This is a genomic window from Streptomyces sp. NPDC060366 (genome assembly GCF_042725135.1).
Lineage (GTDB): Bacteria > Actinomycetota > Actinomycetes > Streptomycetales > Streptomycetaceae > Streptomyces.
Genome location: NZ_JBHXDC010000011.1, coordinates 2,587 through 29,425 on the forward strand (window position 1 = coordinate 2,587; position 26,839 = coordinate 29,425).

Annotated in this window: 21 protein-coding genes and 1 pseudogene; 11 read left to right on the plus strand and 11 right to left on the minus strand. The window is 71.4% G+C overall.

Annotated features, from left to right (window positions below):
• Nucleotides 1-135 precede the first annotated feature (135 nt).
• The 3 genes from ACFWHU_RS24915 to ACFWHU_RS24925 form a co-directional block, all read right to left on the minus strand.
• Nucleotides 136-858 (minus strand): chitinase, encoded by a 723-nt coding sequence (locus ACFWHU_RS24915; protein WP_385800377.1) that lies wholly within the window; start codon nt 856-858, stop codon nt 136-138.
• 216 nt (nt 859-1,074) lie between these two features.
• Complete coding sequence (locus tag ACFWHU_RS24920) at nt 1,075-1,593, minus strand: lytic polysaccharide monooxygenase auxiliary activity family 9 protein (protein ID WP_385800375.1); 519 nt, start codon at nt 1,591-1,593, stop codon at nt 1,075-1,077.
• A gap of 352 nt (nt 1,594-1,945) precedes the next feature.
• Nucleotides 1,946-3,052, minus strand: a complete 1,107-nt coding sequence (locus ACFWHU_RS24925; RefSeq protein WP_387227297.1) for a hypothetical protein — start codon at nt 3,050-3,052, stop codon at nt 1,946-1,948.
• Nucleotides 3,053-3,423: 371 nt separating this feature from the next.
• On the opposite strand from ACFWHU_RS24925, the gene ACFWHU_RS24930 reads away from it, so the two are divergent.
• The 6 genes from ACFWHU_RS24930 to ACFWHU_RS24955 all read left to right on the plus strand — a co-directional run bounded on the left by ACFWHU_RS24930 (nt 3,424) and on the right by ACFWHU_RS24955 (nt 10,475).
• Nucleotides 3,424-4,545, plus strand: coding sequence for a LacI family DNA-binding transcriptional regulator (locus ACFWHU_RS24930; RefSeq protein ID WP_385800371.1), 1,122 nt, complete (start codon nt 3,424-3,426; stop codon nt 4,543-4,545).
• A complete protein-coding gene (locus tag ACFWHU_RS24935) occupies nt 4,539-5,837 on the plus strand; it encodes an extracellular solute-binding protein (RefSeq protein WP_387227299.1) in 1,299 nt (432 codons plus the stop codon). Before ACFWHU_RS24930 ends, ACFWHU_RS24935 begins: the two co-directional genes overlap by 7 nt.
• A gap of 14 nt (nt 5,838-5,851) precedes the next feature.
• Complete coding sequence (locus ACFWHU_RS24940; RefSeq protein ID WP_385800367.1) at nt 5,852-6,778, plus strand: carbohydrate ABC transporter permease; 927 nt, start codon at nt 5,852-5,854, stop codon at nt 6,776-6,778.
• A 104-nt stretch (nt 6,779-6,882) separates the two neighbouring features.
• Nucleotides 6,883-7,716, plus strand: coding sequence for a carbohydrate ABC transporter permease (locus tag ACFWHU_RS24945; protein ID WP_329039831.1), 834 nt, complete (start codon nt 6,883-6,885; stop codon nt 7,714-7,716).
• Nucleotides 7,717-7,800: 84 nt separating this feature from the next.
• Complete coding sequence (locus ACFWHU_RS24950) at nt 7,801-8,817, plus strand: glycosidase (protein WP_385800389.1); 1,017 nt, start codon at nt 7,801-7,803, stop codon at nt 8,815-8,817.
• Entirely contained in the window at nt 8,814-10,475 is a 1,662-nt protein-coding gene (locus tag ACFWHU_RS24955) for a glycoside hydrolase family 13 protein (protein WP_387227301.1), read from the plus strand. Before ACFWHU_RS24950 ends, ACFWHU_RS24955 begins: the two co-directional genes overlap by 4 nt.
• A 46-nt stretch (nt 10,476-10,521) precedes the next feature.
• Here ACFWHU_RS24955 and ACFWHU_RS24960 read toward each other — a convergent pair whose 3' ends face one another.
• Nucleotides 10,522-11,316 (minus strand): nucleotidyltransferase domain-containing protein, encoded by a 795-nt coding sequence (locus ACFWHU_RS24960; protein ID WP_385800363.1) that lies wholly within the window; start codon nt 11,314-11,316, stop codon nt 10,522-10,524.
• A 212-nt stretch (nt 11,317-11,528) separates the two neighbouring features.
• On the opposite strand from ACFWHU_RS24960, the gene ACFWHU_RS24965 reads away from it, so the two are divergent.
• Entirely contained in the window at nt 11,529-12,632 is a 1,104-nt protein-coding gene (locus ACFWHU_RS24965) for a glutathione S-transferase family protein (protein WP_387227304.1), read from the plus strand.
• Nucleotides 12,633-12,756: 124 nt separating this feature from the next.
• Here ACFWHU_RS24965 and ACFWHU_RS24970 read toward each other — a convergent pair whose 3' ends face one another.
• The 4 genes and pseudogenes from ACFWHU_RS24970 to ACFWHU_RS24985 all read right to left on the minus strand — a co-directional run bounded on the left by ACFWHU_RS24970 (nt 12,757) and on the right by ACFWHU_RS24985 (nt 16,007).
• On the minus strand, nt 12,757-13,479 hold the full coding sequence (locus ACFWHU_RS24970; RefSeq protein WP_387227306.1) for a Clp protease N-terminal domain-containing protein: 723 nt from the start codon (nt 13,477-13,479) through the stop codon (nt 12,757-12,759).
• 50 nt (nt 13,480-13,529) lie between these two features.
• Nucleotides 13,530-13,937, minus strand: a pseudogene (locus tag ACFWHU_RS24975) (nucleotidyltransferase domain-containing protein); the annotation flags it as partial.
• Nucleotides 13,938-14,044: 107 nt separating this feature from the next.
• On the minus strand, nt 14,045-14,764 hold the full coding sequence (locus ACFWHU_RS24980; RefSeq protein WP_387227308.1) for a TetR/AcrR family transcriptional regulator: 720 nt from the start codon (nt 14,762-14,764) through the stop codon (nt 14,045-14,047).
• A 28-nt stretch (nt 14,765-14,792) separates the two neighbouring features.
• Nucleotides 14,793-16,007, minus strand: a complete 1,215-nt coding sequence (locus ACFWHU_RS24985) for a Cmx/CmrA family chloramphenicol efflux MFS transporter (RefSeq protein ID WP_387227310.1) — start codon at nt 16,005-16,007, stop codon at nt 14,793-14,795.
• A 452-nt stretch (nt 16,008-16,459) separates the two neighbouring features.
• On the opposite strand from ACFWHU_RS24985, the gene ACFWHU_RS24990 reads away from it, so the two are divergent.
• A complete protein-coding gene (locus ACFWHU_RS24990) occupies nt 16,460-17,458 on the plus strand; it encodes a phosphotransferase (RefSeq protein WP_387227311.1) in 999 nt (332 codons plus the stop codon).
• A gap of 13 nt (nt 17,459-17,471) precedes the next feature.
• On the opposite strand, the gene ACFWHU_RS24995 is transcribed toward ACFWHU_RS24990, so the two are convergent.
• On the minus strand, nt 17,472-18,254 hold the full coding sequence (locus tag ACFWHU_RS24995; protein WP_387227313.1) for an integrase: 783 nt from the start codon (nt 18,252-18,254) through the stop codon (nt 17,472-17,474).
• Between the two features lie 92 nt (nt 18,255-18,346).
• Here ACFWHU_RS24995 and ACFWHU_RS25000 point away from each other — a divergent pair, with 92 nt between their 5' ends.
• Nucleotides 18,347-23,023 carry a HEAT repeat domain-containing protein gene (locus ACFWHU_RS25000; RefSeq protein WP_387227315.1) on the plus strand — a complete coding sequence of 1,559 codons (4,677 nt, stop codon included), beginning with the start codon at nt 18,347-18,349 and terminating at the stop codon, nt 23,021-23,023.
• A complete protein-coding gene (locus tag ACFWHU_RS25005) occupies nt 23,020-23,559 on the plus strand; it encodes an AAA family ATPase (RefSeq protein WP_387227317.1) in 540 nt (179 codons plus the stop codon). The genes ACFWHU_RS25000 and ACFWHU_RS25005 overlap by 4 nt, the downstream gene beginning before the upstream one ends.
• 37 nt (nt 23,560-23,596) lie before the next feature.
• Here the strand turns inward: ACFWHU_RS25005 and ACFWHU_RS25010 are convergent, their stop codons facing one another.
• Nucleotides 23,597-24,226, minus strand: a complete 630-nt coding sequence (locus tag ACFWHU_RS25010; protein ID WP_387227319.1) for a histidine phosphatase family protein — start codon at nt 24,224-24,226, stop codon at nt 23,597-23,599.
• Nucleotides 24,227-24,408: 182 nt separating this feature from the next.
• Here ACFWHU_RS25010 and ACFWHU_RS25015 point away from each other — a divergent pair, with 182 nt between their 5' ends.
• Nucleotides 24,409-25,506, plus strand: coding sequence for a medium chain dehydrogenase/reductase family protein (locus tag ACFWHU_RS25015; protein WP_387227321.1), 1,098 nt, complete (start codon nt 24,409-24,411; stop codon nt 25,504-25,506).
• Between the two features lie 75 nt (nt 25,507-25,581).
• Here the strand turns inward: ACFWHU_RS25015 and ACFWHU_RS25020 are convergent, their stop codons facing one another.
• Nucleotides 25,582-26,610: a LacI family DNA-binding transcriptional regulator gene (locus ACFWHU_RS25020; protein WP_387227323.1), complete on the minus strand. Its 1,029-nt coding sequence runs from the start codon at nt 26,608-26,610 to the stop codon at nt 25,582-25,584.
• Nucleotides 26,611-26,839 lie beyond the last annotated feature (229 nt).

Genomic DNA, 26,839 nt, shown 5'->3' on the forward strand with positions numbered 1-26,839 from the left:
CAGACGGTGGGGGGCGGCTGGCCCGGGGGGTGTGAGCGACCGGGGGGCAACCCCTCGGCGAAAGGGTCCCCCCGGGGGGGGGGGCCCCCGCCGCCCCCGGCGGTGCCACCCCCCGTCCCTGTCTCAGGAGCCGGTTCAGCAGCTGAGATTGCCACCCGGATCCACGCCGAGGATTCCGGCGAATTGACGGTAGCTGTCAATGCGGCTCTGCACCTGGGCGGGGTTTCCACCGTTGCACTCGATGCTGCCGTTGATGCTGCGGATCGTCTCTCCGAATCCGGCGCCGTTCACCATGGCATTGTGCGGTGTCATGGTGCCGGGACCGTTCTGGGTGTTCCAGTACCAGAGGCCGGTCTTCCACGCGACGGCGGAATCGTTCTGCACGAGGTCGGGATTGTTGAGCAGATCGATGCCCAACGCGTCCCCGGCCGCCTTGTAGTTGAAGTTCCAGCTGAGCTGGATCGGCCCGCGGCCGTAGTACTTGTCATTGCCCGCCGGGCAGCCGTAAGGCTGTGAAGCGTCACAGTAGTGCGGGTAGTTGGCCGTGTTCTGTTCGACGACATGCACGAGTCCACCGGTCTCGTGCCCGACGTTGGCCAGGAATGCGGCGGCTTCCTGCTTACGGACGGTGTCACTGCCCGTCCCGGTGAATCCCGGGTACGCGCTCAGCGCGGCGTTCAGCCCGCCGTAGGTGTAGAAGGAATTCTTGTTCGGGAACATCTGGTTGAACTGCGACTCGCTGACGACGAAGTCGGCCTTGCCCTCTTCGGCCGCCGACGACATGGGGGCGAGCGAGGTCAGGGAGAGAGCGGCGGCCGATGCCGTGGCGGCGAGCAGGCCGATAAGGCGCTTACGCAAGGGATTCACTCCTTGGAAGGGCCTCGGAACGCGCCGCGGCCCAGGTGTGGGGGGTGGGTGGAGCGGCGCCGGCGAGCCCCTTCTGGCAGGTCAGGGGCTCACCGACGCGAGGAACGGACACGGTCCGGAGCAGGGAGGGCGCCGGTGGAAGACGTTCGAGCGGTCAGTGATTCTTCGGCGGGGGGATCGTGGTTACCGGCCCCGCGGGAGAATTCGTCAGCCGCCGATGTTCACGTCTATGCACGCGTAGAACGCGTTCACGGTGTCCGAGATGTTCCAGACCGCGAGAATCTCCTGCTTGCCCGACAGGCCGCCGAAGTTGACGTTGTGGGTGACCGTCGCGCCGGGCTGCGCGCCGCCGTCGTTGAATTCCGCGACCTTCTGGCCGCCGACGAAGTACTGCCACGTGCTGGTGGCGTGCCGAGCGGTGATCTTCCAGTTGAAGTTCTGGCTTGAGCCGATCGGCGTCACCGCCCAGCCCTTGTTGTCGTCGTCCAGTTCGGAGAAGCGGGAGTTCCCGCCGCTGCAACTGGTCAGACCCTTCGGGCCTTCCACGCTCTGGGGCTCGTACTTGATGTCACCGCAGCTTACGGTTCCGGCGGCGCACTGGGCCTGCCTGCTCGGCGGGTCCGAGATGTAGCCGTGGGCACTCGCGGAACCAGCGGGAAGGCTTATCGCGACGATCGGCGCGATCACCGCACCGAGGGCGACGGCCATCTTCCTTTTCGAATGCATGCGTTACTCCTTCACATCAGGTCTTCCCGGGCATACCGGTCCGTGGGGGGACGCGAGTACGCTCGGGCCGGCCTCTCAGGGGTGGGGCCAAGAGGCGCGAAGGGCCGTGGCGTGGAGCCTTGTCCGAAGGCACTGAATAGCGCGTGCATTCGGCAAAGGTCTTTACCACTTGGACTAGACCATACAGGCCGCCGCGTTCACGTCAAGAGTCCTGTGTGAACGATCAGTTGGGCCGCTCGTACGTCACGGTCCGGGCCGGTCGGCCGGGTGAAGGAGGGGCGTGACAGGGCCGTCCCCCGCTCGTGGCCGGTGACAGACCGCGAACGGGGGACGGGGTTCTAGGAGGGGATTCTCAGACGTCGTTGGTGACGCCCCGCGCCGGTGAAGACCTCCGTGGCGCCTTCCGTGCGGCCTTCCGCGGTGACTTCCGTGCGGCCTTCCGCGCGCTCTTCTGGCGAAGCGTCAGAACCGTGCCCGCGAGCACCAGGGCGAGCGCCGCGCAGCCCAGCGCCGCGAGACTCGCCCAGGCGAAGCCGGCGCTCAGACTGCTCCGCAGCGGATCGAAGGTGCCGAGGCCCGACAGTGTGTGAGCCGCGATGATCCCGACTGCCGTGGCCGCGCCCGCCGCCCAGATCCGCGCCGAGTCGGCCGCCGCCAGCCAGAGTCCGAACACCGGACAGAACACGGTGACGACGAGCGAGACCGCGTCCGCGTACCCGCCGGACCGCACACCGGCGAAGTCCGTCGGCAGATGGATCACACCGCACGCCAGCAGCGCGGCGGCCGCGGGCCAACGCAGCGGGGAGCGCAGGGCTGTCGACACCGTGCGGCCGGCCACCGGGGCCGGGTGCGGGACCTCGGGGGGCGGACCGGCGGGGGCGCTCGTCCACGGCGCGAGGCGGGGCTCCGGGTCGCGGGCGACTCGGGCCGCGTGATGGGCGAGTTGAGCGGGGCCGGGGTACGCGTCGCGCGGGTCGCGTTCGTCGGGGTGCTCGAACAGCGTCGGTACCGGCTCCCCGTGTTCCGGGTTCCTGTGGACGGTCGCGAAGGGCGGTTCGTTCTCGTGGGTGCCGAGGTACGACACCAACTGCGCCACCTCCTCGATCGGTCTGCCGACGGCCGCGGCACGCAGTGTCGTGTCGGCCTCGTCGATCTCGTGCGGCGGCTCGTTCAGCATGGCGACGAGCCGCATGACCTCGTCTATGGGACGGGCCACGGCCGCGACCCGAAGGGCCTCGTCACCGGGGTTGGGCACCTCGCCGGTCCGCTTGAGCAGCATCACCAGCGCGGCGACCTCCTCCAGCGGCCGGTACGTGGCGGCCGTCCAGAGCAACTTGCGTATGGGCTCCTCGCCGGACCCGGACATCGGGTCCCGCGACCCGGCACGCTCCGCCACCTCGGGGTGGGGCTGTTCCTCGTGGTGGTCGCCGTCGGTGGGGGTCGTTGGGTCGAGCGGCATGGTGCGGCTCCCTCGGGTCGAACTTCACGGGCGGCACACACCGTGGTTGTCACGGTGCGTGATCAGCACGCACGCGTTGCTCCAACCAATCCACACCTCCTGGTGTTGCGCCATCCGGGACGGAGTTGTGTGCGGCATATGAGGGGCCCCGGCCGTGGGCGCTGCTCGTGGCGGCCGTGAGCGGTCACCGTGCGTCCGATGTCGTCCCGACCCTTGACATCCCCGGCGTTAAACCGCTTCAGTACTGCCATTACGTTCGAGTTAAACCGGTTTAAACAATCGATGTCGAAGCCGATGTCGTCGCCGGAGTACTCGCCATCGCACTCGTCGTCAGCACACTCGTCGTCACAAAGAAGTGAGGGAGGGGCTCCATGGACCGGCGTCCGACGATCGCCGACGTGGCCAAGCGGGCCGGGGTGTCACGCAGTTCGGTCTCCTTCGCCCTGAACGACCGGCCCGGACTCGCCGAGGAGACCAAGCGGCGCATTCTCGCGGCGGCACAGGAGCTGGGTTGGCGGCCCAGCCGGCCCGCCCAGGCCCTGTCGCGCGGGGTGGCCGGGGCGCTGGGACTCGTACTGGCCAGGGACACCGCGGCGATCGGCGCCGACCCGTTCTTCCCCGCCTTCATCGCGGGCATCGAATCCGTACTCGCCCGCCGCGGCGACGCCCTCGTCCTGCACGTCACCGAGCCCGCCGACGAGGAAGCCACCTACCGCCGGCTCGCCGCCGACCGCCGGGTCGACGGCGTACTCCTCACCGACCTGCGCGTCGACGACCCGCGCCCGGCGCTGACCGGCGAACTCGGCCTGCCCGCCGTCGTGGTGGGCGACCCCGGCGGAGCGGGCGGACTGTGCGCCGTCGGACTGGACGACCGGCCCGCCTTCGCCGCCGCCGTACGGGAGCTGGCCGCCCTGGGCCACCGGCGTATCGCGCACGTCGCCGGACCGCAGGAATTCCGCCACGCCCGCCGCCGCCGCGAGTCGTGGGAGCTGGCCATGCGCGAGGCGGGACTGCCCGAGGGGCCCGTACTGCCCGGCGGCTTCACCGCCGCGGGCGGCGCCCTCGCCACCCGCGAACTGCTCACACTCGCCCCGGACCGCCGCCCCACGGCCGTGATCTACGCGAACGACCTCTCCGCGACCGCCGGTCTCGCCGTCGCGCAGCGGCTGGGACTGTCCGTCCCCGGCGATCTGTCGATCGTCGGCTACGACGACACCCCGCTCGCCGAGTACACCCACCCGCCGCTCGCCTCCGCGCGCGCCGACGCCCTCGGCTGGGGAGCCGCCGCCGTCCGCGCCCTGGACGAGGTCATCGCGAAGGGGCGGGCCGACGACGTCGCGCTGCCCCCGGCGGAGCTGGTACGGCGCGGCTCCATGGGCCCCGCGCCGGGCGCCGCCGACACCGACGCGCCGACCCCGATCACCGTAACCACGAGCACCGCGACCCCGATCACCACGGCCGCGACGACCGTACGGAGCGAGACGCCATGCTGAGCACATCCCGTACGAAGGCCGCGGCCGTCCTGCTCGCGCTCACCCTCACCGGCACCGCCGCCGCGTGCTCCCGCTCCGGCCCCGACAGCGTGAGCGCGGCCGGTGCGCGCGGACCCATCACCGTATGGCTCTCCAACAACGCCCAGGAGGTCGCCTGGGGCGAGAAGATGATCGCGAGCTGGAACAAGGCCCACCCCGACCAGCACGTCAAGTCCCAGCAGATACCCGCGGGCAAGACCTCCGAAGAGGCGCTGAGCGCGTCGATCATCGCGGGCAACAGCGCCTGCCTGGTCTTCAACACCTCGCCCGCGTCCGTGCCGCAGTTCCAGAAGCAGGCCGGACTCGTCCCGCTGGACGACTTCCCCGACGGCGCGAAGTACATCGAGTCCCGCACCGGCCCCCGCGCCGAGCAGTACCGCTTCGAGGACGGCTCCTACTACCAGCTGCCCTGGAAGAGCAATCCGGTGATGATCCTCTACAACAAGGACATCTTCCGGAAGGCCGGACTCGACCCCGAGAACCCGAAGCTCGCGACGTACGACGAGTTCCTCGACAGCTCACGCAAGATCGTCGACAGCGGCGCGGCGGACGCGGCGATCTGGCCCGCGCCGACCTCCGAGTTCTTCCAGTCCTGGTTCGACTTCTATCCGGCGTTCATCGCGGAGACCGGCGGGAAATCCCTCGTCGAGAACGGTGAGCCGCAGTTCGACAGCCCCGCCGGCAAGCGCGTCTTCGACTTCTGGCGGACCATCTACCGGGAGAAGCTCGCCCCGAACGAGACCTTCCCCGGCGACGCGCTCGGCGGCGGCAAGACCGCCATGTCGACCGTCGGACCGTGGGCCGTCGCCACGTACAAGGACAGCATCGACTGGGGCGTGGTCCCGGTGCCGACCTCGCAGGGCCGCCCCGCCTCGGAGATCTCCACCTTCAGCGACCAGAAGTCCGTCGCGATGTTCAGCGCCTGCGAGAACCGCGCCACCGCCTGGGACCTGATGAAGTTCGCGACGTCGCGCGAGCAGGACGGCGCCTTCCTCGCCGACACCGGACAGATGCCGATGCGGCCCGACCTCCTGCGCACCTACGCCGACTGGTTCGCCGAGAACCCCGACTACAAGGAGTTCGCCGACCAGGCCGACCGGACCGTCGAGGTCCCCGCCGTCGCCGGCTCCATCGACGTCTGGCAGGCGCTGCGCGACGGCTGGACCCGCTCGGTCGTCTTCGGCCGCGAACCCACCGGCGAGGAGCTGCCCCGGCTCTCGCGGGACATCACATCCCTCCTCGACGAGTACTGAGGACTGAGGCCCGTATGAGCACCACCGGCATCCCCGCCCCGAAGAGCGCGTCCCCCCGCACCCGTTGGCGCCTCCGCCCGCCGCGTATCGGCGCCCTCTTCGTCTCGCCGTACGTCCTGTTCGTCACCGCCGTGTTCGCCGTCCCCCTCGGCTACACGATCTGGATCTCGTTCCACCGCTTCTACTTCACGGCGCCCGGCACCGACATCGACACCCCCTGGGTCGGACTGCGCAACTACCAGGACGTGTTCAGCGATCCGGTCGTCCAGCGGTCCTTCCTCAACATCGCGATCTTCCTCGTGATCAACGTGCCGCTGACGGTCGTGCTCGCGCTGGTCCTGGCGAGCGCGCTCAACGCCAAGCTGCCCTTCCGCTCCTTCTTCCGGGCCGCCTACTACCTGCCGTACGTCACGGCGAGCGTGGCACTGGTCGCCGTGTGGCAGTACATCTTCGGCAGCGACGGACTGCTCAACACCGTCCTCGGCGATCTCGCCCCCGACCCGTCCTGGCTGGTCAACTCCAGCCTGGCGATGCCGGTGATCGCCGTCTTCGTCACCTGGAAACAGCTCGGCTTCTTCGTGATGCTCTACCTCGCCGCGCTCCAGAGCGTCCCCAGGGAGCTGTACGAATCCGCGTCCATCGACGGCGCCGGCCGCGTCCGCTCCTTCATGTCGGTGACCGTGCCCGGCGTACGCCACGCCACCACCCTCGTCACGGTGTTCGCCATCATCACCGGCGCCAACCTCTTCAGCGAGCCCTATCTGCTCACCGGCGGCGGCGGGCCCGACCACGCCTCGTCGTCGCCCGTCCTGGTCATGTACCAGAAGGGCATCGAGCAGGCCCACCCCGACTTTGCCGCGGCGCTCGGTGTCGTGCTCGTCGTCTTCGTGGTCGTACTCGCCCTGGTCGCCCGCAAGTTCACCGAGAAGGGAGCCGAGTGATGAGCGCCGGCACGGCCACCCCCGCCACGGGACCCGCCACCGCACCCGTCCCCGCCGGGCCTCCGGGAGACCGCCGCCCCCACCGGGGCATCGTGCACCGCGCCATGGTCGGCGGCGGCCGTCCGCTGCGCCTCGCCGTCCTCACCCTCGGTGCGGTCGCCTTCCTCTTCCCCTTCTACTACATGGTCGTCGGCTCGCTGGGAAAGGTCACCAGCGGCGACCTCGACGGCGCGCTCCCACGCCCCGGCAACACGACCACCGGCAACTACGAGAGCATCAACGGCGCGATCTCGCTGGGCCGTTCACTCGTCAACTCCGGCGTCTTCACCATGGGCGTGCTGCTGTGCACGATGGTCTTCGGCGTACTCGCCGGATACGCCCTCGCCCGGCTCCAGTTCCGCGGCCGAGGAACACTCTTCGCCGTACTGCTCCTCATCCAGACCATCCCCTTCCAACTGCTGATGCTGCCCCTGTACGTCCTGGTCGTACGCGACTACGGGCTCGGCGACAGCTACCTCGGGATGATCCTGCCGTTCGCGATCAACTCGACCGCGGTCTTCCTCTTCCGCCAGTTCTTCCTCCAGATCCCCGCCACCTTCTTCGAGGCGGCCCGCATCGACGGCGCGAGCGAACCGCGCATCCTGTGGCAGATCGCGATCCCGATGGTCAGGCCCGCGCTGCTCAGCGGCGCCCTGCTGACCTTCATCGGACCGTGGAACGAATTCCTCTGGCCGTTCCTCGTCACGAAGAACGCGGACATGCAGCCGCTCGCCGTGTCCCTCGCGGGATTCATGAGCAACCTCCAGGGCACCGTCGCCAACCCGACCGGCGCCCTCATGGCGGGCGCCTGCGTCCTCGCGGTACCCGCCGTCGTCCTCTTCCTGCTCTTCCAGCGCCACTTCACCCAGACCGACATCGACTCCGGAACAAAGGGCTGACCCACCGTGCACCACAACGCCACCACTTCCCCCCGCACCCCTGACACCACGATTCCCTACCGCCTCGTGCGGCAGGGCGTGGTGATGTCACCCGTGCCCGGCGAGGCGAACGAGGCCGAGGGAGTCCTCAACCCCGCCTCCGGCCGGACACCCGACGGCACACCGCATCTGCTGCCACGCCTGGTGTCCGCGGGCAACGTCTCACGTGTCGGCCTCGCCGAGGTCGTCCTCACCGACGGCGTCCCGACAGGTGTCGAACGGCGCGGCGTCGTTCTCGCCCCCGACGCCGGCTGGGAGCGCGGCAAGAACAACGCGGGCGTCGAGGACCCCCGCGTCACCTGGATCCCGGCTCTCGGGCTGCACGTCATGTCGTACGTGGCCTACGGCCCCCTCGGCCCGAAGCCCGCACTCGCCGTCTCCGACGACCTTACGCACTGGCGGCGGCTCGGCCCGGTCCAGTTCGGCTACCAGCCGGACCTGGACACCGACCTCAACCTCTTCCCCAACAAGGACGTCGTGCACTTCCCGGAGCCGGTCCCGGGGCCGGACGGCGAGCCGGCGTACGCGATGCTGCACCGCCCGATGTGGGACCTCGGCTGGTTCCGCCCCGGCGAGGGCGTCCACCTGCCGGCCGGACTGACAGACGAGCGGCCCGGCATCTGGATCAGTTACGTGCCCGCCGCCGAGGTCGAGCGCGACATCACCGCCCTGACCCGGCCGCGGGACCACCGGCTGGTCGCGCTGTCCGCGTACCCGTGGGAGAGCCTGAAGATCGGCGCGGGCCCCGCGCCGATCCGCGTCGAAGAGGGCTGGCTGCTCATCCACCACGGTGTCTCCGGCACCATCGACGACCCCTTCGCGCAGAACCAGCAGGTCAGTTACGCGGCCGGCGCGATGATCCTCGACCCCGCCGACCCGGCCGTGGTGCTGGCCCGCTCGGCCGAACCGCTGATGGCGCCGGAGACGGAGGAGGAGCGCTCGGGCACCGTACCGAACGTCGTGTTCCCCACGGCGATCGAGGAGTTCGACGGGGTGCGGCACGTCTTCTACGGGATGGCCGACGCGCACATCGGTGTCGCCCGGCTGGAGCGCGTCGTATGACCCTGCCCGCTCCGGGCGGGACGGTCGGGGCGGGCGTGGGGCGGCCGTGGTGGCGGGACGCCGTCTGCTACGAGATCCACCCCCGCTCCTTCGCGGACTCCGACGGCGACGGCATCGGCGATCTGCCGGGTGCCACCGCCCGGCTGCCGTATCTGCGCGACCTCGGAGTGGACGCCGTATGGCTCACGCCGTTCTACCCTTCCCCGCTCGCGGACGCGGGCTACGACATTGCCGACCACACCGCCGTCGCGCCCGATCTCGGCACCCTCGGCGATTTCGACACCTTCGCGGAGCGGGCACACGCGCTGAGCCTCAAGGTGCTGGTCGACCTCGTCCCCAACCACACCTCCGACGCGCACCCCTGGTTCCGCGAGGCACTGGCGGCGCCGGCGGGCGGCGCGGTCCGGGACCGCTATCTGTTCCGGCCGGGCCGCGGCGTACGGGGCGAGGAGCCGCCCAACGACTGGCGATCCGCGTTCGGCGGGCCCGCGTGGACGCGTACGCGCGACGGCGACTGGTATCTGCACCTGCACGCGCCCGAGCAGCCGGATCTCAACTGGCACCACCCCGATGTGGTCGCCGACTTCGAGCGGATCCTGCGCTTCTGGCTGGACCACGGCGTGGACGGTTTCCGTGTCGATGTCGCGCACGCGCTGTTCAAGGACCCCGCCCTGCCGGACGCGGGCCCCGGCCAGCACCAGGACCCGGCGCGCAACCACCTGATGCCGTACTACGACCGTGAGGAACTGCACCCCCTCTACCGGAGTTGGCACGCCCTGCTCGCCGGTCACCCCGCCGGACCGCCGGGCTCCGTGCCGCCGGGGGAGCGGCTGCTCGTCGCCGAGGCGGCAGTCTTCGACCCCGCCCGGCTCGCGCGCTACGTACGCCCCGGCGAGATGGGGCAGAGCTTCAACTTCGCTTTCCTGGAGTGCCCGTGGGAGCCGGCCGCGATTCGCGCCGTCGTGACGGAGTCCGTCGACGCCATGGCGGCCGTGGGCGCCCCCGTGACCTGGGTGCTCTCCAGCCATGACGCGGTCCGCCCGGTCACCCGCTACGGCGGCGGGCCGGCCGGGGTGCGGCGGGCGCGCGCCGCCGCGCTGCTCATGCTGGCCCTGCCCGGTACGGCGTACGTCTACCAGGGCGAGGAACTGGGCCTTCCGCAGGTGGAGTTGGCGGACGACCGGCTGCGCGACCCGGTGTGGCGGAGGTCGGGAGGCGTCGAGCGGGGGAGGGACGGCTGCCGTGTCCCGCTGCCCTGGGAGGGCGGGAGTCCGCCGTACGGATTCTCCTCGGCTCCCTCGGCCGACTGCTGGTTTCCGCAGCCGGAGGGGTGGGAGGGTCTGACGGCGGACGCCGAACGCGACGATCCCGGGTCGATGCTGGAGCTGTACCGCGCGGCGCTGCGGCTGCGGCGCTCCGGCTCCTCGCGGGCGGTGGCGGACGGGTCCGCGCTGCGGCTGCTGTCACCGCCCGGCGCGTCGCACCTGACGTTCGACCGGGGCGACGGGCTGCTGTGCGCCGTCAACTTCGGCCCGGACCCACTCCCGCTCCCCGAGGGCTACGGGACCGCGGAAGTGGTGCTGACGAGCGGGCGGTTGACGGACGAGGGGCGGCTGCCGGCGGACACCGCCGTATGGCTGCGGCGGGCTGAGCACTGAGACCGCTCGGGCAGCTCGGTTCGCTCAGTTCGCTCAGTTCGCCAGTTCAGTACGCGGACACCGAGGCGAACAGGGCCTCGGCCTCGGCGATCGAACCCGCCAGCTCCCCGGGGTCGGTGCTCAGCTCCGACGTGATCATGTCGACGTCCCGCAGCCCCGCCCGCCGCAGCAGAGTCTTCTCGTTCGTCACCCACTCGCCGCGCGCCGCCAGCACGGCGTGCGCCGTCTGCGTCGCGGCGATGGCGAGATTGCCGACGACCTCGGTCAGCCGCCCGTACGGGACATGGTTGGCCTTCGTGTATCCGAGCGTCATGCGCGCGTTGCCGAGCCAGCGCTCGGGCGCCGTCTCGCGCAGCGCCGCCGGATACTCGGGGCGGGGCAGTTCACCTCGCAGCACCCGGTTGATACCGAGTTCGGCGACGACCAGATAGCTGGGAATGCCGGCGAGGTGGAACATCAGCGGCTCCAGATGGAAACGGCCCCGTTCCGCCTCGGCCAGTTCGTGCCCCACCACGGCGAGATCGCGGTAGTGCACGTCGACACTGCGGCCCTCGACCGTCAGCCACGCGCCCCCGTTGAAGACTCCGCCGCCCCAGCCGCCGATCTCGGAGACCTCACCGGGCCAGCCCACGGCCCGCAGATCGGCCGGGTCGAAGACCTCCGCGCCCCCCGCTTCGTAGTAGACGGCCAAGTCCCAGTCGCTGTCCGGCCGTTCGGTGCCCTGGGCACGTGAGCCGCCGAGCGTCACGGCTCTGACGGCGGGCAGGGCGGCGAGGCGATCGGCGGTGCGATCGAGAAACGCGCGATTGTCGTCACCGGCGGTGTCACTGACTGCGTTCATGGGGCGGAAAACCTCTCCATGGTGCGTGAGGAGGAAGCGATCAAGAACTATAGACCGGCCTCGCCCCATCGCCTTCACCCTGTACCCGCGCCTCCGTACGTGTGTTTCCGCGCGTGCTGGACAGCGTGGAACTGAGCCCGGAAGAGCGGTCCGTCGATGATCGAGGTCCGGCCCCGGGCTCTCGGCGGGGGCCCAACCGGGGAAGGATGGCCATGAGCGACTCGACCGGCGCCACGGAAACCGACAAGACGGACGGGAAGGGTACGGAAGGCAAGGGCACGGGAGACGAGGGGACGGGTAACGAGGGGACGGAAGGGAACGCCGCGTACGGCAAAAAGGCCTTCAAGCGATCCAGGAGTCACTTCGCCGACCGCGTCACCGCCGACGGCCGGGACGGCTGGCCGGTCGAGGTGGGCCGCTACCGGCTCGTGGTGAGCCGGGCCTGCCCGTGGGCGAGCCGCGCCCTCGTGTCGCGCCGGCTGCTCGGTCTGGAGGACGCGCTCTCCCTCGCCGTCACCGATCCGATCCAGGACGACCGCAGTTGGCGCTTCACCCTCGATCCCGGCGGTCGCGATCCCGTCCTCGGCATCCGCTACCTCAGCGAGGCGTACGACGCACGCGAGACGGACTATCCCGGTGGCGTCAGCGTGCCGGCGATCGTGGACGTACCGAGCGGGAAACTCGTCACCAACGATTTCCAGCAGCTCACGCTCGACCTCGCCACCGAGTGGACGGAGCTGCACCGGCCCGGAGCACCAGACCTCTACCCGGAGCCGTTGCGTGACGAGATCGACGAGGTGATGGAGGGCATCTACCGGGACGTCAACAACGGTGTGTACCGGGCCGGTTTCGCGCCGGAGCAGAGCGAGTACGAGCGCGCGTACCGTGATGTGTTCCGCCGGCTCGAGCTGGTGTCCGAGCGGCTGGCAGGCCGGCGCTATCTGGTGGGGGACACCATCACCGAGGCCGACATCCGGCTGTTCACCACGCTGGTGCGCTTCGACGCCGTCTACCACGGCCACTTCAAGTGCAACCGCCACAAGGTGGCCGAGGACCCCGTCCTCCACGCGTACGTCAGGGATCTCTACCAGACGCCCGGCTTCGGCGACACGGTCGACTTCGACCACATCAAGCGGCACTACTACATGGTGCACACCGGGGTGAACCCCACCCGCATCGTCCCTCTGGGGCCCGATCTCTCCGGTTGGCTGACACCTCACCACCGCGAGCAGTTGGGCGGCCGGCCCTTCGGGGACGGCACACCGCCGGGGCCGGTCCCGGCGGGCGAGGAGGTCCCGGCGGCGGGACGCCCCTGACGGGTACGCCCCCTGACAAGTCGCGCCGGGCATGCACGGCCGGCCGGTCCCGGCGCACCCCCTCCGTGGGCGCGCCGGGACCGGCCGTACCGTGAGCCTTCCGTCGCGGACTGCTTCTCGCGGACTACTCGTCTTCCTGTGCCGCGATGATGGCGGCCAGCGCCTCGGACGTGAACGCCTCCACGGCCGACTTGTCGACACCGAGTCCGCTGAGCACCCCCTTGCCGTCCTCCAACTCCAGCAGGGCGAGCAGGATGTGCTCGGTCCCGACGTAGTTGTGGCCCATCCGCAGGGCCTCGCGGAAGGTGAGTTCCAGGGCCTTCTTCGCGCCCGCGTCGTACGGAATCAGTTCGGGCACGCTCGGAACGGCCGGCGGCAGGATTGCCTCGACCGCTTCGCGTACGGCCTCCGGGGTCACGCCCTGCGCGACGATCGCACGCGCGCCGATGCCCTTCGGCTCGCTCAGGAGCCCGAGCGTGAGGTGCTCCGGCCGGGTCTGGTCGTTGCCCGCGGCGCGGGACTCCTCCTGTGCGGCCATCACCACCTTCCTGGCCCGGTCGGTGAAGCGGCTGAACCCCTGACTGGCGTCGAGGTCCGACCCCTCGCCGGGGGTCTTCGCGACGAACCGCTTCTGTGCGGCCTGCCGGGTGACCCCCATGCTGCGCCCGATGTCGGTCCAGGAGGCACCGGAGCGTCGTGCCTGATCGACGAAGTGACCGATCAAATGGTCGGCCACGTCGCCGAGATGGTCCGCGGCGATGACCGCGTCGGAAAGCTGGTCGAGAGCGTCGGTGTGAACCTTCTTGATGGCTTCGATCAGATCGTCGAGCCGGATGGGGTGCGTCATGTGTCAACCTTAGGTTGACAGAATCGAGGGTGTCAACCCGATGTTGACACTAGTTGCACCTTGGGTGCCAGGTAGGGCACCCCTCCGGCGGTGGTCAGGCCCAGGTCGGCGACGGGGCGCCGCACGCGGGGGTCGCGGCGCGACGTTCAGTCCGGACCGTGCGATTCGTCGAGCATGACCTGGATGCGCCAGGGCGCGCGGGGCCCTGGCCGGCACCAGATGTCGTGGACGCCGACCGGCAGGATCTCGCCGGGCGCCCATGGGCGCAGCGTGCCCGGGGGATCGGCGGCCCACCATTCCCAGCCCGTCAGCGCCCGCTGCGCGGCGAGCTGGTCGCGGCGCAGCAGCAGGACGTCGATGTCGCCGTGGGTCCGGAAGGCGTGGCCCACGGCGAACTCGATCGCGAAGCCGCCCGCGATCCACCAGGGGTCGCGCAGACCGGAGAACAGCAGCGCCACCTCGGCCGGTTGCGCGGGTTCCCACTTCCCGAGCGGTGGGTCCGGGGCAGCGGCGGGGCCCCTGTCGGGGCCGTGGCCCGGCTCCGACCCCCCGCTCGTCACGTCGATCAGCCCTTCGGGCTCGGCGGCAGGCCGATCGCGTCGGCGAGGGCGTCGATCTCCGACGCGAGCAGGGTGCTCCCACGGTGGCCCATGCCCCCGAACTGCCCCTGGATCTCCAGGCTGACCACCCCGTGCATCCGCGACCAGACGACGACCGAGCCCGCGAGGACCCGGCCGGGATCCGCGTCGGGGGCGTTCTCCCGTACCCAGTCGGCAACCGCCGGTGTGCTCTCCGCCCAGGCCCGCAGCTCGGCCTCCAGCGCGTCGGAAGCCGGCCGGGCGGAGCCCTGCGCCAGCACCCCCAGGAACGGGCCGAGGACCGCCCGCGCGCTGTCGACCGTCTCGGCCGGGGCCTCGTAGCCGGGCGACGGCGAGCCCGCCAGCAGTTGGTACAGGTGCGGGGCGTCGACGGCCCACTTCCGGTACACGCCGGCCAGCGCGTGCAGCCGCTCCCGCGCCGGCCTCTCGGCGGTGCGGGCGGCCTCGGCCCGTACGGCGGCGGCGACGCTCTCGTAGCCCTCCAGGATCAGCTCGGTGAGCAGGGCGTCCCGGCTGCCGAAGTACTTGTAGAGCGCCGGTCCGGTGACCCCCAGCTCCCTGGCGATCGCGTTGAGGCTGAGCGACGCGGGCCCGCCGTCGCCGATCTGCCGCAGCGCGGCCTGCTTGATCTCCGTGCGTACGTGGTGGCGGTAGCGCTGCCGAGGACTGTCCTTGCCGACCGGCACGGGAGCGGCCTTTCGTTGCTTAGAGGGTCTAGCTTTTCATTACGACTGTAGCTTTCGTGAGCGAAACCGGGCAAGCGAGCCGGGTGACGGCGGCCGTGGTCAGGGCGAGAGCCATCAGCGCCGCGCTCACCCACACCGGTGACCGGAAGCCGAGGCCCGCGTCGATGGTGAGTCCGCCGAGCCATGGGCCCGCAGCGGCGCCGATGTTGAAGGCGGCCGTCGCGAACGAACCGGCCAAGGTCGGTGCCCCTGGGGCGAGTTGGAACACCTGGGAGATCATCGCCGAGCCCGTGCCGAACGCGAGCATGCCCTGGACGAAGACGAGCGCGATCGTGGCCACCGGACTCACCGCGCTCAGTGCCAACGCGATCCAGCCGAGCGCCAGAGACGCCATACCGGCCACGACGAGCGTGCTCCGCCGCGCGTCGGCGACGCGGCCCGAAAGGGTGACGCCGATGAGCGACCCCACCCCGAACAGGGCCAGCAGGGCGGGCACCCATCCGGCGCCGAGTCCGGTGACACGGGTGGCCAGCGGCTCGAGGTAGGAGAAGGCGCAGAACGTGGAGCCCTGGACGAGTGCCATCGTGAGCAGGGTGAGCAGCACGCGTCGGGCGGTGAGCGAGCGCAACTCCTCGCGTACCGAAGGGCCTTCGGACGCCTGGGACGCTTCGAGAGCGTCCGCGCCCGAGGTGGTGGAGCGCTCGTCCGGGACCGACGTCACGATCGCCACGAGGGCCGGCAGCGACACGACCGCCACCGCCCAGAACGCGGCTCGCCACCCCAGATGCTCGCCCAGCAGCGCCCCGGCGGGTACGCCCACCACACAGGCCACGGTGACGCCGCCGACCACGACGGATGTGGCGCGCGCCCGCGCGGCCGGTTCGACCATCGCGATCGCGGCGACCAGGGCGACCGCCCAGAATCCGGCGTTCGCCAGCGCCCCGACGATCCGGGTCGCGAGCAGGACCTCGTAACTGGGCGTGAGAGCGCCCACGATGTGCGCGGCCACGAAGGCGGTCAGGAAGATCAACAGTGCGCGGCGGCGTGGCCACTTACGACTGAAGAGCGCCATCAGTGGCGCGCCGATCACCATCCCCACGGCGAACGCCGAGGTCAGGAGCCCGGCGGCGGGGATGGACACGTGCAGATCGGCGGCGATGCCCGAGACGAGCCCGGACAGCATGAATTCGGAGGTGCCCTGGGCGAAGACGGCGAGCCCGAGCACGTACACAGCGAATGGCATGAAGGAACCCCATTGAAGGCAGCGGGAGTTGACGGAACCGTGGGGTGGCGCTGAGGGGGAGGTGGGCCGTACCCCGGACGTCATGACGGTTCGTCACGGCGCGCGGCGACACGGCGGAGATCCGTCGAGGCGGCCAACTGCCGGGCTCGCCCGGTGAGTTCACGGGCGGAGAGCCGGACAGCCGGACGGCTCGAACGGATCAGGAGACACGAAGTGTGTCGGGAGCGGCCCACACGACGGTGGACCGGCGGCAACAGCGCTTACCGAGCGCTCACCCACGACCGGCGAGGTCGTACGGCGTCAACTCGACAACGGATCAGCCACCGGCGACCAGTGGCCTGAGTCTGTCGGACTCGGGGCTGCTCATGATCGGCAAACTACCAGCCCCGCTCCCCGCCCTCCACCCGTTTAACGATGTGCGGGTACGGCGGTGGCCGACTACGTTCACCGGCATGGAAGAGCGACCCGCCGGTATCCAGGACTCCGATGTGCGCGACGCCCTGCGGGCATGGGGGATCGACCCCGTCACCTGGCAGTACGCCCCCGTCGGCTTCGGCGACTACCACTGGACCGCCACCGACACGCGTGACCGCCGATGGTTCGTGACCGTGGCCGACCTGACCCACAAGAGTTGGTACGGGGACGGGACCGAGGCCGCCTTCCGCGGACTGCGGGACGCCATGGACACCGCCGTGGCTCTGCGTGACACGGCGCCGAACGGCCACCTGGACTTCGTCGTCGCGCCGGTCCGCACCGCCGAAGGCGAGAGCGTACGCGGGCTGGGAGCCGGGCACGCGGTCAGCGTGTTCCCGCTCATGGACGGCACGGCGGGCCACTTCGGTGACACCCTCACCCCGCACGACCGCGGCCTGGTCGTGGACCTGCTCTCCAGACTGCACCGCACGGCCCCGCCGTCCTCGGCCCGCGCATTCCCGCCCGAGTTCGCGACCCGCCCCCAACTGGACTGTGCGCTGGGGGAGTTGGCCAACCCCTGGGACGGCTTCGGCCCTTACGCCGAGCCGGCGAGGCACCTGCTCGCGGACCACGCCGCCGCGCTGCGCCACCGGCTCGACGAATTCGACCGGCGGGCCGCGGAGTTGAAGTCCGCGAGCGCCTCACTCGTCATCACCCACGGCGAACCGCACCCCGGCAATCTGCTCGGCGCGGGGGAGCGGCGACTGCTCCTCGACTGGGACACCGTGGGCCTCGCGGTCCCCGAACGCGACCTCTGGCTGGTCGCTGACGGCCCGGACGACCTCGCACGGTACGAGGAGTCGACCGGCCGTAAGCCGGACCCGTCGGCCCTGGCGCTCTACCGCCTCCGCTGGGCCCTGAACGACATCGCCGAATTCCTCACCTTGCTCCGCGCCCCGCACGCCCAGACCCCCGACGCCCAGCAGTCGTGGAACGCCCTCGCGGCCACGGTCGGAAGCCTGGCGGCCGGGGCGTAGGCGCTCTGCCGGCTCACGACTTGCCGAGGTCGGTGCAGTACGTGATCGTCGCGTCGTCCGGCGGGACCGCTTGGCGGGTCTCCGCCCGGCGGACCCGGTCGATGATTTCGGTGGGTCCGTTCGATGCCAGCACCGTCATGATCTCCGGCCAGTCGGCGAGCCCGAACACGTCCGCGAGGCGACTCGCCCCATTGCTGAGCAGGGCGGCGCAGGTCACCTCGGAGACCGGGCAGCTTCCGGTGATTGCCTCGTCCGCCGCCCGGGGGTCGTCCTTGGCCACCCAGAAGCCGCCCGGCCGGTTCCTGTGGGAGCGGAGGTCCTGGAGGACTCGGCGGTACTCGTCGCTTCCCTCGGGGATCGCCTCGAGCGCGGACCGGTACGGCCGGCAGACGATCGTCTCCCGGGGGTCGGACACGACGAGCGGCGCACCGTCCGGCCTGTCGAGGACGATGACCGTGTCGCCGAGCACCAGGTACTCGACGAGGCCGTCCGACACACGCAGGACGGCGACCATCGCCGACGGACTGATGGTGGAGGCGACATCGCAGGTGTCCCTGTGCTCGTCCGTCACCCGCTCGATCGCCTCGGCGAGCAGCGCCGAAAGGCCGCGGTCCGCGTTCCCCGACAAGAGACCGAGGAGGCTGCCGCCGAGATGCCCGGCGTACCAGGCCACGCCGTGTCGGCAGATCGATTCGGTGCCGGGAATGCCTGCGCCGTCGATCAGCACCGCTGCCGTGGGGACGGCGCCGGTGAAGTCCTCGTTCGTGCGGCCGGTCCGCGCCGGGACGCTCGTCATGGCCACTCTCATGCCCTGCCGCCCTCCTGATCGCCCCTGGCCGTCGAATTCCGCTGGTGGGGCCGTCGAAGCCGCACCTAGTATCGACCGTCATGACGCCGGGGGACGAAGAATTCGAGGACGCGTTCCGGCGGGCCGACGTCCGTCGGCCGGCCGGGCCGGCGGATCCGACGGGCTGCCCGCCGGGCGACTTCGAGCGCCTTCTGCGGCACGAGGACGCGTGCGTACGGTCGTCGGCGCTGGTGTCCCTCGCTGAGCGGGCCGCCGACCTCGGCGGCTCCGCCGACGCGTACGAGCGACTCGCCGCTCTGCTGCCCACTGCGATGTCGGCGGCCGGCCCCGCTGCCTGGTCGGCGGAGGACGCGCTCGTCCTGGCCGAGCTGTACGCACGGCTCGGACCGCACGTTCCGAAGCCGTACGCCCTCGCCGGCCGTGTCCCGCCGTGGCGTACGGCCGGGCTCCCCGTACGCGTACGGATCGCCTGGCTGCGCGCCGAGATCGCCAACGATCCGACGGTCGTACGCCGGGAGCCCGCGAGCGAACCGCTCTACCAGGCCGTACGCGACACAGGTGTCGCGACCGCCCGCCGGCCGCGCCAGCTTGTGGCGGAGCTGTTGGACAGCGGCGACCAGGTGCTGGTAGGGGAGTCGTTGAGGCTGGCCCGGGAAGGGCTGCACGCCGGAGTGCTCGCCGTCGCGCTCGTCCGCGCCCACCTGGTGCGGCTGCTCGGCCTCGGCGCCGAACGCGCCGTCGGGTCCGCGACCGTCGTTGCCGCGCTGGTCGAACTCTCCGAACCCTGGGCGACGTTGGAGCCCATGCCACCGCGCCGTCTGTCCGGGTTCCTGACCGCCGCCGAAGCGACCGTACGGCCCGAAGTGGCCGAAGCCGCGCTTACGGCTCTCGCCCGGCACGGCCACAGCGGCGTGCTGCGACAGGTCGTCGACGACCCGGACCTGCCACCCCGGCTGCGACGCCGCGCGCTGGAACTGCTCGGTTCGCTCGCCACACGCGACGACATCCGCGAGCTGACCGCCGTGGCCGCGCGCGACCCGCTGCTGTTCGGCGAGCCGGCCGTGGCCTGTCTGCGCGGGCTCCACCGGCGCGGCCACTTCGTGACCGGCCCCGACGTCCCCTCCGTCGTCGCACTCGCGCTGGCCGACCACGCCATCGCCCCGTGCGAGATCGCGACGATCCTGTTCACCTGCCGACAGGACATGTTCCGGCTGCTGATCGACGCCCCGGCCGACGATCCGAGCTGGCCGCGCAGGCTCGCCCTGCTGGTCGCGCTGGCGGGACAGGGCGGCACGGGTGGCACGGGCGATCTTCCGGTCGGCGACGTCATCACCCGTACGCTCACGGCGACTTCGTCTCCCCGGCCGTTCCTCGACGCGTTGCGCGCCCTGCGGTACACGGCCGCCGAAGAGGCTGTACTGGCACGCCTGGCGACCGAGCCCTCGACCGTCCTCCGCACGCTGGAGGCCATCGGGGGACGGCGGACCGTATCGGCGCTGCGGGACGGGCTCGGTCTCGCCGCGGCCGACGGCGAGAGCGTCATCGCGCCGCACCTTCCGCCGGGGACCGTCGCACCGCACCTGCGCGCCGTACGGCACCGGGCACTGGAACTGCTCTGGCAGCTCACCGAGGACGCGGCGGACCGTCGCGCCCTCCTCGTACGTCTCGACCCCGCCGAACTTCCCGCACGGATCGCCGCCGATCTCGGTGGCCCCGACGAGGGCGAACTCGCTCTGCTCGGCGCTCGCGCCAACCGGGACGAGCCGGTGGCCGCGCTGTGCGGACTGGCCGCCCACGGCGGCGCGGGCACGCTCCCGGTCATCGCCGACCTCCTCCTGCGTGTCGTCGCCGACCTCGCCCTGGCGGAACGCATGTTGACCGAACGGCCGCCGTCCCGGCAGTCGGACGCGCCGGGCACCGGTCAGCGGCCGCCCGGTGAGCCCGTCGTCCCCGGGGAAGTCCTCGAAGCCGTACGCGACCTCGGCCGCCGCCTCCACGCACGGCGCAGGATCCGGCCGCTCTGCCTGCTCGACGCAGCGGACGCGGAAGCGGCGGGCAACGCACTCGCCGCGACCATGGTCCTCGACCTCCTCGACCGCCCCGAACCGACCGACGGCGAGCGGGTGATCCTCCTCGAACTGCTCACCCGGATCCCGTACCCGCACATCCGGCCGCGCGCGCACCGGATGCTCCGCCACCGCAACCCCCACCTGCGTAAACACGTGATCGCGCTGCTGGCGCGGGACTCCGACGGCGCCGACGCGCAGGCGCTCTCGGCGAGCCTCATCACCCTGACCACCGCCGACGACATCCGGACCGTACGGCAGGCGCTCCTCGCCCTCGGCCACGCACGGGCACGGTGGGCGGCGGGCGCGATCGCCGCCTGTCTCGACCACCCGAACATGAACATCAAGAAGACCGCGGCCGGAGTACTGGTCCACGCCGGTACCCCTGCGGCGGTGCCCCAGCTCCTCAACTGGCTCGGGCGGCACGACAATCCGGGGTTCAGGACCGCGCTCGCCGACGCGCTGCGGGCCATCCTCGGTGACGCCTACGAGGCGACACTGCGCGCCGCCGTCGACCGGACGGACGAACCGCGCGCCCGCCGGTTGCTGGGCGAGTGCGTCGAGGAGCGACCGCCGGACAGCGCGGCGCTCGACCACCGCTCCGACATCGCCGCGCTGGAGTCCGGCGGCTGGCGGCCCGCGATCGCGCTGCGGATCGCCCGGCGCGGGGAACTGCCCGCACGCCACCGGCCGCACAGGCTGCGGCCGACGCTCGCGGACTGGCTCGCCCTGGCCGACTCGACGCGGAACTCGACGGGAGACGGGACACCGGGTTCGATGTCCGACACGCGGACGCGGTTGGTGCGGACAGCACTCAGGCTGTGCCCGACCCCGCTGTCCGACGCCGAGCGGCGGACCTACGCGCGCTTCACCCCGCTTCTGCTCATGTGCCTGACGGAAGCGCCGACTTGGGACGACGGCGGACAGGACCTCGTGTCCGTGCTCGAAGAGGTGGCGCCCACACTGCCGACGGTGGAGAAGCGGGCCGTGGCCGACGCCGTACGCGCGCTGCCCGGCACCGCACCCGCCCCGACACTGCCCCTGCTGCGCCACTGCGGTGCGGTCCTCACGCGCGCCGACCTGGAGCAGGCGCTCGAAGCGGCGGCCAACGAACGATCGACCGCCGCACAGGCCGCACAGGCCGAAGCCGCCGTGCTCCGCGAGGCGTTCGGAATCACGGATACGGCACTCCCGGCCGATACGCGGGCCTGGCGGGTCCAACTGGCCGCCGCCGTAAGGGGATCGTCCGAAGCCGAGAAGTTCCGCCGCGCCCAGGAGCTCCAGCCGGGCGAGACCAGGCCCAACTCCCGTGGCCAGCTGGCCGCGTTGACCGACGCGTACCCCGCCGCCGACCCCGCGACCCGATCCGTTCTCCTCGACTGGATGACGGCGCTCCAGCCCTTGGACGCGCCGCCCTGGACACTCGGCGAGTCCGCCGCCGACGATGCGGCGACCGTACGGACACCGAACCGGACGGTACGCGCCGACGATCTGGATCAGCCGCGTTCGGCGGCCCTGCGCACGCGGCTGCTGGACATGCTCGACGCACCCGACCCCGACCGGCGCCGCACCGCGGCCGTCGCGCTGATCAAGTGGCCCGATCCCGACGTCCGTTCGGCGGTACTGCGCGCGTATCTCCACGGCCGTGTCGACGTCGGCGTCCCGGCCGGCGCCGACCCGCCCGGTCTGCTCGCCGCATTGGCGGACGCGCAGCGGGACGGCGCCGAGATCCGGTACGAGCGGCTGGCCCGCCTGGCCGTACGGCTCGACCCGTCCGCGCTTCAACCGCTCGTGCCGCGGCTCCTGGAGTGGTGGCAGCGGGCTCCGGAAGCCGTCCGTCCAGTCCTGAACGCCGTACCGGCGGATACGCTCGCCGTCATCCTCCGCGACCGGATCGAGGCGGGAGCGTGGGGATTCCTCGACCTGCTCGCCGGTCGTACGCTGCTCCGCACGCCCGCGCTCACGGAGATCCGCCGCCGGCTGCTCGCCGAGGGCCGGGACAGCCTCGCAGACAGTCTCCGCCTGGTCGACGGGCCGCTGCGCGACCCCGGCGCCGTGCGACAGGACGCCCACGATCGAGCGCGGTCGACAGCGCCGGGGGAGGCCACCGACGGGCCGTCCCGGCAGGAACTGCTGCGGCTGGCCCGAACCGGCAGCCCCGATCAGATCCGCCGGGCGCTCACCCGTCTCACCGAGGAACATCCCGGGCGGAGCACACCGCCCCCACGCGCGTCCGCCACTGCCGAGCCTCCCGACGACCCTGAACTGCACGCGCTCATCGACGAGTTGCTGCACCATCCCCGGCCCGCCGTCCGGCTCCACGCCCACCGGACCTCGCGGGCGCTGTTCGACCGGGAGACCTATCTGCGTCACACGTCGACACTCCTGGGCGACGCGCAGCCGGACGTGGTGCGTTCGGCCGTCCGGACCCTCACCCACGCGGCGTGGGAGCCCGCCGTCCCGGCGATCACCGGCCTGCTCGACCACCCCCACCCGGCTGTTCGCGGAGCGGCGGTGGACGGCCTCGCGCGCATGGCCCGACAAGCCGTTCCCGCACTCCGGCACGCGGCGGACCACGCGCGACCCGACAAACGGTCCGTCTACACTGCCGTGCTCGACCGGATCACGGCCATGGAAGCAGCTGCGCGAACGGCCACGCGAACGGCCACCCAAGAGGAGAGAACAACATGATCGTCTGGGTCAACGGCTCTTTCGGCGCCGGCAAGACGACACTGGCGGCCGAATTGCACAACCGCCGGCCCGATGCCCTGCTGTTCGACCCCGAGCGGGTCGGCACGGTCCTGTGGGAGATCGTGGACGTCCCGACCGGCGACTTCCAGGATCTGCGTCTGTGGCGCCGCCAACTGGTCTCGCTGGCCCTGGGTTTGCTGGAGGAGTACGAGCGGCCGATCCTGGTGCCGATGACGCTGGTCGACCCGCTCTACGTGAGCGAGGTGTTCGGCGCCCTGGCGGCGGCCGACGTGACCGTCCATCACTTCTTTCTCAAGGTCCCGGCGGACGTTCTGGAGCGCCGGCTCGATGCCCGGGCGGTCGCGATGGGCGCCCCGGAGGGTGACGTCGACGGCTCGCGGTGGGCCAAGGACCGGGTCGCGCGCTGCGTGGCCGCCGCGGACAACATGCCCGACGGGACCATCCTCCTGGACGGCGAGCGGCCGACGGCAGAGCTGGCGGACGACGTGCTGAAGCACGTCGGAGTGCTGCTCTGAGATCGGGGGTGGGCCCGGCTGTCCGCTGATTCGCTGATCAGACGCGCGATTCGGCGGGGAAGCCCGTCCAGCGGAGTTCGGCGGGCATATGACCCATGTCGTTGTAGAGCAGCACGGACGACGGCCGGTCCGGTGCGTAGCGGATGACGGTCAGAGCCGCGTTGCAGTGGTTGAGGCCCATCCACCGCCAGGGCGGGGCGTCCAGGGCGTCGCGGACCAGCCAGCCGATGAGGAAGTTGTGGGTCACGACCAGCTCGTGGCGCGGCTCGTCACCCTCCACGGGCCCGGTGAACCGCGCGAGGGCGGCCCGTGCCAACTCCGGTCCACGCAGGCGGTCTTCGGCAGGGAATTCCGCCAGGCGCCTGAGCATGGCATCGGCGGAGTCCGCGGGCAGTTCCCGCTCCCGCGGCATGTACGGGATGTAGTCGCCGGCGGGCTCCGACGGCATCAACTCGCAAGGGGCGTCGCCCAGTTGGTCCCGGATCAGCCGGGCCGTCCGCTCCGCCCTCGGGAGCGGTCCGTGATGGATCGCCGAGAGCGGACCGCCCCGTAGCCGCTCGCCGAGCAGTACGGCCTGCCGGCGGCCCTTCTCGGTCAGGTCGCTCTCGTCGGCCGAGGCCTCACCGTGCCGCGCCAGATAGAGGTGGCGGATGGCTGTCCGGGGCATGCGCGCGGTCCTCCGAGGGGGTGATTGATCATGCGGATTCCTCTACGGACGCGCGTCCCGCCCCGCCCGGTTCCGCCCCGTCCTCCGTCCGCCCCCGGCTCCGCTTGACAGCTTGATGCGATGCCCTGACACTTCAGTTATAGGCTCTAACTCAAGCGTGACGATCAAAGGGGTTGAGTGTCATGAACGAACTGCGCCAGGCCAGTGACCGGGCAGTGATGACCGAGGTCGTCCTCCCCGGCGTCGTCGAACCGGCCGGACTCCAGGTCCGGCAGCGGCCCGTCCCCACCGCGGGGCCCGGTCAGGTCCTCCTGGTGATGGAGGCCACCGGCGTCTCCTTCGCCGAGCAGCAGATGCGGCGCGGGAAGTACTTCGACCAGCCGCCGTTCCCCTTCACTCCCGGTTACGACGTGGTGGGCACCGTCGCGTCGGTCGGGCCCGGCGGGGACGCCGCTCTCGTCGGACGCCGGTTCGCCGTGCTCACCAAGACCGGCGGTTGGGCCAGCCATGTGCTCGTACCGGCGGCCGACCTGGTCGAGGTGCCCGCAGGAGTCGACCCGGCCGAGGCGGAGACCCTGGTGGTGAACGGCATCACCGCGACGCAGATGCTGCACCGCGTCGCCCGTGTGCGGGCGGGCCAGACCGTACTCGTACTGGGGGCGAACGGCGGCGTCGGATCCACCCTCGTCCAGCTCGCCCGCCGCGCGGGCGCCCGCGTCATCGGCACGGCCTCGCTCCGGCACCAGGAAGCCGTCCGGGGACTGGGCGCCGTCCCCATCGACTACCGCACGCACGACCTCGCTGCCGAGGTCCGGAAGATCGCCCCGGACGGGGTCGACGCGGTCTTCGACCACATCGGCGGCGAGGGCGTCGTCACGTCGTTCGGGCTCCTCGCCCCCGGCGGCACACTCGTCTCGTACGGCACGGCCTCCACCCGCGATGTCCAAGGCTCGTCCAAGTGGCCCGTCCTGAAGGTCGTCGGCCGGCTCCAGCTCTGGAACGCGCTGCCCAACGGCAGGCACGCCCACTTCTTCAACATCTGGGCGGGCAAGCGCCGGGCCGACGCCTTCCGGTCCCGGCTCCGGGCCGATCTCACCGAGGTGCTGACCCTGCTCGCCGACGGGGCGATTACCCCGCAGGTGGCGGCGCGCGTACCGCTGTCGCGGGCCGCCGAAGCGATGGCACTCGCCGAGTCCGGGACGGTGACGGGAAAGGTCGTGCTGGTCCCGGACGCGGCGGGAGACGGCGGCCGTGGAGGCCTTGGCGGAAGCCCCGCGTGACGCGGCCGACTCACCACCGCCCGGTGGTCGTTCAGGCCGGGAGCGCCGCCGAGGCCGCCACGAACCGGTCCGCCCTCACGCCGAGTCCCGCACCACCAACGTCGTCGGCAGCAGGAGCTGTTGGTGGGCCGTCGAGGGCTCGGCGATCTCCTCCAGGAGCAGTCTGGTGATCGAGCGGCCGATCGCCTCGATGGGCTGCCGCACGCTGGTCAGCGCCGGTGTCGTGTGCCGGGCGATGACCGAGTCGTCGAAGCCGATCACCGCCACGTCGTCGGGCACCCGGCGCCCCCGTTCGCGCAGTTCGGTCAGCGCGCCCACCGCCATGACGTCCGAAGCGGCGAACACGGCGTCGATCCCGGGGGAGCGGTCGAGGAGGTCGCTCATCGCCGTACGCCCGCCCTCCTCGGTGAAGTCCGAGACCGCGACGAGCCGTTCGTCCGGCGCCCTGCCCCGCTCGGTCAGTGCCTCGCGCCAGCCCCGGAGCCTGCTGTTGCCGACGTCCATGTCCAGCGGGCCGGTGATCGTCGCGATCGTCGTGCGTCCGGCGTCGATCAGGTGCCGTACGGCCGTCGCGGCACCGCCGACGTTGTCGGAGTGGACATGGCTCAACGACTCGTCGGGCGAGCGCCGGCCCGCCAGGACCGTCGGCATGCGCATCTCTTCGAGCAGGCCCGGCAGCGGGTCGTCGTCGTGGATCGACACCAGCAGGACGCCGTCCACCCGGCGTGCCGCGGCGAAGCGTGTCAGCCGGTCGAGCTCGCGCCGGTCGCGCACCAGGATAAGCAGCAACTGCATCTCGGTGTCGGCCAGTTCCGTACTCACCCCACGGATCACGGCGGAGAAGTACGGCTCCGCCGCCAGCCGGCTCTCGGACTCGGGGATCACCAGCGCGACGCAGTCCGTCCGGCTCGTGACGAGACTGCGCGCCGCCGGGTTGGGTATGTAATTCAGCTTCGTGATGGCCGTCTCGACTGCGGCGCGGGCCTTCGCGCTGACGCCCGGCGCCCCGTTGACGACCCGCGAGACCGTCCCGCGTCCCACCCCCGCCAGCTCGGCGACGGCTTCAAGAGTTGGCCGCTGACCTTGGTGTTTACGGCTGCTCATCGCTTCTCCTGACTTCTGCCCCGGAGGGCGGCCCTGTTCCGCCTGCGCAGGGCACATGACCCGCGACGTACCGCTGCGCGCCGGTCGGCGCCGGACATCTCCGGGCAACGGAAACGTCTTCAACTCTTGACACGGTGCGACGTTCTCCGCAGAGTCTTCCACAACCGACTGGGAGCGCTCCCATTCTCCCGTTCACCGGATGCCGGGCCCGCGTCCGGTGTGTTCAGTG